The organism is Fluviicola sp. (genome assembly GCF_030151805.1).
In the GTDB taxonomy this organism is placed as follows: Bacteria; Bacteroidota; Bacteroidia; order Flavobacteriales_D; family Crocinitomicaceae; genus Fluviicola.
This window is the reverse complement of the sequence record NZ_JASLCN010000131.1, coordinates 1-5681: the sequence shown is the minus strand read 5'-3', so window position 1 is coordinate 5681 and position 5681 is coordinate 1. Positions and strand designations below refer to the sequence as shown.

Sequence of the window (5681 nt, the reverse complement as noted above, 5' to 3'; positions counted from 1 at the left end):
AATTGAAACCACAGGAGTATCACCTTCCGTTTCAATCCTGCCGGCAGATGTTTTATTTACAGTTAATCTGGATAGACGCGGTTTTACTGTTGTTAATTGGGGAACTATCACAACTGCTCCGAAAGAGGTAACGATTACTGTAACGGATTTGTGTGGTTGTGAAGAGATCTCTACAACATATACGGTTTACGTTTATCCGAATCTTGATCCGATATTCAATGTTTCAGGTTTGGGAAGTAGTGGTTCTTCATTAACTAATTTTTCAGGAGTTTCAACTGAGGGAATGCCAGGAGTGATTCATTCCTGGGAATTGTATACAACAACTGGTCCGGGTGGCTCGCCTGTTACCCTGGTTCGCGGTCCGTATTCAAACCCGGGAGCAGGAAGTGTTTTCTCTGTAGATGCGTCAACACCGCTTCCGGTACTGGTAACCGGACAATATTACCTGATGACTCATCGGATGAGATTTGAAAATGGAGTTTGTAGTTCACAGGACTCCAGCCGGATTGTATATATTTCTGAAAAATCCCTGATTGATCTGGGATCGCCAGGGCAATTCACCGAATCAGAGATACAGGAAATCGTGAAGAAACATGAAGCTGATAATTTAAATCCGAAAAATGCTGTTGTTTTCCCGAATCCGACTAATGGGGCTATTACAGTTGAAGCAACTTCTGAATGGAATACGATTTCGATTGTCGATGCAGGAGGAAAGGTATTAGAAATGAATTCTAAAGCGGCTAAAAGACAAGTTTTTGATGTGTCAGCTTACCCGGCAGGAACTTATTATTTCAAGATTGTATCCGATTCCGGAACACAATTGGAACAATTTATCAAGCAATAATCTTTAGGGAGAATCCGGTTTTGTAAATTCAGAACCGGATTTTTCTTGTTTCAGAAGTATACGTTGATCGCTTAAGTTATAATCGGGAATTTCTTTCGCACCGTCAGCAAAGTTGCCAATGAAACAACCGTAATGGAACTCAACGGCATCAGAACGGTTGCAACGAAAGGTGTTAAAGCTCCCGAAACGGCAAATCCGATTCCGGTGAGGTTGTAACAGATCGAAAAGGCAAAACAAATCTTCAGGAATTTCTTTCCATCGCGGATGAAGCGGAAATAGGCTGCTAAATTGCTTAAATGTTGTGCTTTCAGGATTGCGTCTGAAGCCGGAGTGAAGCGAACCAAATCTTCCGACAAGGCAATTCCGACAAAAGCGCTGTTCAAAGCTCCGGCATCGTTCAATCCGTCTCCGATCATCAGAACATAGTTTCCGCTTTGCTGAAGCTGGTCCACAAATCCTTTCTTTTGCAAAGGCTGCTGTTCGAAAAGAAAAGTGGTTTTTTCGGGGAAAATTGCTTTCAGCATCTCGTGATCCTTTGATTTATCTCCTGAAATGACCGCTAGTTGATAGTTTTGAGCCAATTCCGGGATAAGCTTCTCCAGGTTGGTGCGCAAACTCGATTGAAACACAAATTTCCCGATGATGGAATCTCCGTCGGCAAAAAATACAACAGATTCGTCGCTTTCCGGGTGTTCTGCTCCTGTAAATTCTGCTGAACCAAGCTTGTAGTTCCCGAACCCGATCCCTTTTCCCGGAATTTCAATCGGGGTATGGGAAGAAGAGGAATGTTGCATTGGTTTCAACGAATCGTGAATGGCCTTTGCATACGGATGAACCGCGTGTTTGGTCATGAAATAAAGAATGGCTGTTTCCGTTTCGGATAAATCTTTCCCTTCGAAATGAATGTGTTTGTGATCCTGTTCGGTCAAGGTTCCGGTTTTATCGAACACCACGACATTGCATTTCTGAATGCGCTCGATAATGGCTGTGTTTCTCAGGTAAAAACCGTTTTTTCCAAGCACTCTCAGGATATTCCCGTAGACAAACGGAACGGAAAGTGCCAAAGCACAAGGGCAAGCTACGATCAACACAGAAGTGATGATCTCCGGAATTTGAACCGGGTCGACGAACCCCCAAACCAGTGAAGAGATTCCGGCAACGGCAATGACCGCTGCGATAAAGTATTTTGAAATGCGGTCTTGCCGCGTTTGAAAGGCCAGCTCCGTTCGTTTGGCATGCCGTTCGTTCCAAAGCTGGGTTAAGGCGCTCCGTTCGGTGGTTTTGGAAACCGTCAGTTCAATGGTTTCACCGTAACTTTTCCCACCGGCATAGATGAAATCGCCTTTTTTCTTTTCAATCCAATCGGATTCACCGCTCACAAAACTGTAATCGATGGTTGCTTTTTCTGAGAGCAGCACCGAATCGCAGGGAATGATTTCTTCGTTTCGGATGGCAATCCGGTCTCCGATCTTTAATTCATCAATCGGGCAAAGAATGGAACCTCCCTGTTCTTTTTTGATCACGGCAACCGGAAAATAGGAACGGAAATCGCGCTCAAAAGAAAGCCATTGATAGGTTTTTCCCTGGAACCATTTCCCGATAAGCAAAAAGAAGATAAAAGCGGCAAAGGAATCCATGTATCCCGGACCTTCGTTGGTGAAAATGGCCACACAGCTTCGGATGTAAAGTGCTAAAATTCCAATTGCAATGGGAATATCCAGGTTCAGCGTTTTGATTTTCAATGCGCCGATTGCCGATTTGAAATAATCTCTGGCAGAAAACAATAACACCGGAATGGAAACGGCGAACGAAAGATAAGAACTCAGATTCCGGACTCCCGCGTAGGTTTTGTCGATTCCCAGGTATTCCGGAAAACTCCAGAGCATGATGCTTCCGAATGCAAACCCGGCAATTCCCAGTTGAAGCAGCAAGCGTTTATCAAAAGTAGAAGCAGATTTGTCGGTGGATTTGAAATCGGGTTCGTAACCGATCTTTGTCAGTAACACCGCGACTTCGGAAAGTTTGATTTTTTCCGTATTGACCGTAATGGTTGCCGTTCTTTTCGGAAAATGAACACTGGAACGGATAATCCCGTCATTCAGCTTATGTAAGTGTTCGAGGAGGTAAATACAGCTGGCGCAATGAATTTGAGGAAGATGTAAGGTCACACGAACGGTTTGCTGTTCCTGGAAATCCACAAAACGTTTCCGCAGTTCCGGATCGTCCAACACGGCAAAAGCGCCTTCCTGAATGTGATTCGGACGAATTCCTGCCTGCTCGTCCTGTTCGTAATAAGCACCCAAAGCATGTGCAGAAAGTAATTGATACACCTGTTTACAGCCGTTGCAGCAAAATGCATGACTGTCCAGGTAAAGTACCGAATTCTTCAGCTGATCGTGACAGTGAAAGCATGTTGTATCTGTTTTTTGTCGTTCCATTTCGTCGGGGTGATGTTAGATCGTCATGCTAAATTTTCTGGCTGCGATATCGTTCTCAAAATAAGCATCAAAAGCCATGCAGCAGTTCCGCACGAAGGGCATTCCCGTTTCGGAAATTTCAATGGTTCCGTCCTTGATTGTCAATAAACCGTCGTTTACCATTTCAGCAAGTTTTTCTTCTGTTTTTTTTCGATCCAAAGTGGTCGTTTCGGGAAATGTGGTCTCAAAATGACACATCAAATGGAGGATATGCTGCCGGATTTCCAAATCCGATTCACTTAACTGATGTCCTTTGGTGATTGGAAGCTCATTGTTTTCAACGCGTTTCAGGTATTGGCTCACACTTTTTTCATTTTGCGCAAAACCGAGTTTGCAATCCGAAATAGCCGACATTCCCAAACCGATCAGCAAGGAATTCGGGGTGGTGGTATAGCCCATGAAATTGCGGTGAAGTTTCTTCTGAGAAGCAGCAAGAGCTAATGTATCGTCCGGCAGGGCAAAATGATCCATCCCGATTTCGATGTAGCCTTCCTGCAGAAAAACACCTTTGGCGTATTCGTACAAACGGCGTTTCAGGTCTGCACTTGGAAGATCTGCTTCGTCATAGCCTCGTTGTCCGGTTCCTTTCACCCAGGGAACGTGTGCGTAGGAATAAAGCGAAATCCGGTCGGGTTTCAGATTCAAGGTTTGTTCGACCGTATTTCTGAATCCTTCCATGGATTGTTTCGGCAGACCGAAGACCAAATCGTGGGAAATGCTTTCGTAACCGGATTTACGTGCATTTTCATGACAAAAAAGCACGTGTTCTTTGGATTGAATCCGGTGAATGGCTTTTTGCACAAGCGGGTCATAATCCTGGATTCCGAAACTGATGCGTTTGAAACCCAATGCGTGAAGTTTTGAGAGGTGTTCGGTCGTTGTGGAGTTCGGGTGTGCTTCAAACCCCATTTCGATTTGTAGGGAGAAGGGAAGTATTTGCTTCAATCCTTCTATAAGCCGAACCAATTCGTCTGCCCCGAAAAAAGTAGGTGTTCCACCACCTAAATGGATTTCTTCAATTTCACTTTCCGGATCAAGATTCCCGGCGATTAATTGCCATTCTTTCAGAACTGCATCAATGTACCGGCTTTCCACCTGGTGATTGGTTGTGATGTGTTTGTGACAGCCGCAAAAGGTGCAAAGCGAGTCGCAATAGGGAAGGTGAATGTAGAGAGACAATTTTTTATCCGTTTCCGCATGTTGTGCTTTTCGCACCAAAGAAAGCCAATCGTTTACCTGCCATTGCCGGATGTTCCAATAAGGAACAGGAGGATAGGAAGTATAGCGTGGTCCGGGAACATTGTACTTTTGGATTAACTCACTTGCCGTCATACCGAACTTTTTTGCAAAAGTAAATTGTTCAAAACCTTGAAAAAATGATGTACATCAGTTTTCGTAGAATCAGTAAAATAGCTAACTTCGCAGGAAATAAATTGACGAAGACAAGCTTATGGTGGAAAAATCACATAAACATGTGAGTTGTGACGCATGTGCAGCCAGAACAAACAGTCTTTTCGGGCAATTTACCCCAGATGAAGTTACGAAGCTAAATCACCATAAGTCCTGTCAGTTTTATAAAAAGAATCAGACGATTTTTGTAGAAGGAAGTTTTCCGCGAGGTGTTTTTTGCATCAATCACGGAAAAGTGAAGGTGTATGCTTTGGGTGATGAGGGGAAAGAGCAGATCGTTCACATTGCGAAAGCAGGGGAAGTGATCGGCTTCAGGGCTATGCTGAGCGGCGAGCCTTACAAACTTTCGGCGACCACGCTGGAAGATTCGAATGTGTGTTTCGTTTCCAAGGATGATTTTCTGAATATGATGGATACCAACGTCAGTCTGCGCAATTCATTGATCCAGGAATTGTCGAAAGAATTGGGTGAACGAGCCATTTTCATTACCAATCTGGCACAAAAAACAGTGCGTGAACGTTTGGCTTATTCCCTGATGATTCTTGCTGATATTTACGGCGACGAACCGATCAACCTTTCGCGGGAAGATTTGGCGAATTTCGTTGGAACGGCTACCGAAACGTTGATCCGCCTGTTGAAGGATTTCAAAGAAGAGGGATTGATCGACACGCAGACGCGGAAGATCTTCATCGTCAAAAAAGAAGAAATCATCCAATTGGCAGGAGGACACCGATAAAAGACACCGAATGCCGAAGGGTTGATGAGTTAGAATCAAGATGCTTATAGTTAAGTGTTGGGGTGTAGGTAGAGGAGATGAACTCCATTTTTTGCAGTAGGTTTTACAAATCTGTAACATGTTTTTATTTTAGGATTTCAAGGTCTTATTCCTTTCTGATCCCTGGAAAACAGGACTGAAGAGGGCATAAAACGGCTGAAACGCCCTAAAACCG

Annotated in this window: 4 protein-coding genes; 2 read left to right on the top strand and 2 right to left on the bottom strand. The window is 44.1% G+C overall.

Features of this window, described 5'->3' with window-relative positions:
- Positions 1 to 844 (top strand): T9SS type A sorting domain-containing protein (locus tag Q1V93_RS05030; protein ID WP_300662345.1); only part of this gene is annotated, 844 nt, incomplete at its 5' end.
- Positions 845 to 915: 71 nt separating this feature from the next.
- Here the strand turns inward: Q1V93_RS05030 and Q1V93_RS05025 are convergent.
- Together Q1V93_RS05025 and hemN are read right to left on the bottom strand one after the other, a co-directional pair.
- Positions 916 to 3282 carry a heavy metal translocating P-type ATPase metal-binding domain-containing protein gene (locus Q1V93_RS05025; protein ID WP_300662342.1) on the bottom strand — a complete coding sequence of 789 codons (2367 nt, stop codon included), beginning with the start codon at positions 3280 to 3282 and terminating at the stop codon, positions 916 to 918.
- Between the two features lie 15 nt (positions 3283 to 3297).
- A complete protein-coding gene (hemN, locus tag Q1V93_RS05020; protein ID WP_300662339.1) occupies positions 3298 to 4653 on the bottom strand; it encodes an oxygen-independent coproporphyrinogen III oxidase in 1356 nt (451 codons plus the stop codon).
- 118 nt (positions 4654 to 4771) lie between these two features.
- On the opposite strand from hemN, the gene Q1V93_RS05015 reads away from it, so the two are divergent.
- Positions 4772 to 5467 carry a Crp/Fnr family transcriptional regulator gene (locus Q1V93_RS05015; RefSeq protein WP_300662337.1) on the top strand — a complete coding sequence of 232 codons (696 nt, stop codon included), beginning with the start codon at positions 4772 to 4774 and terminating at the stop codon, positions 5465 to 5467.
- Positions 5468 to 5681: the final 214 nt, after the last annotated feature.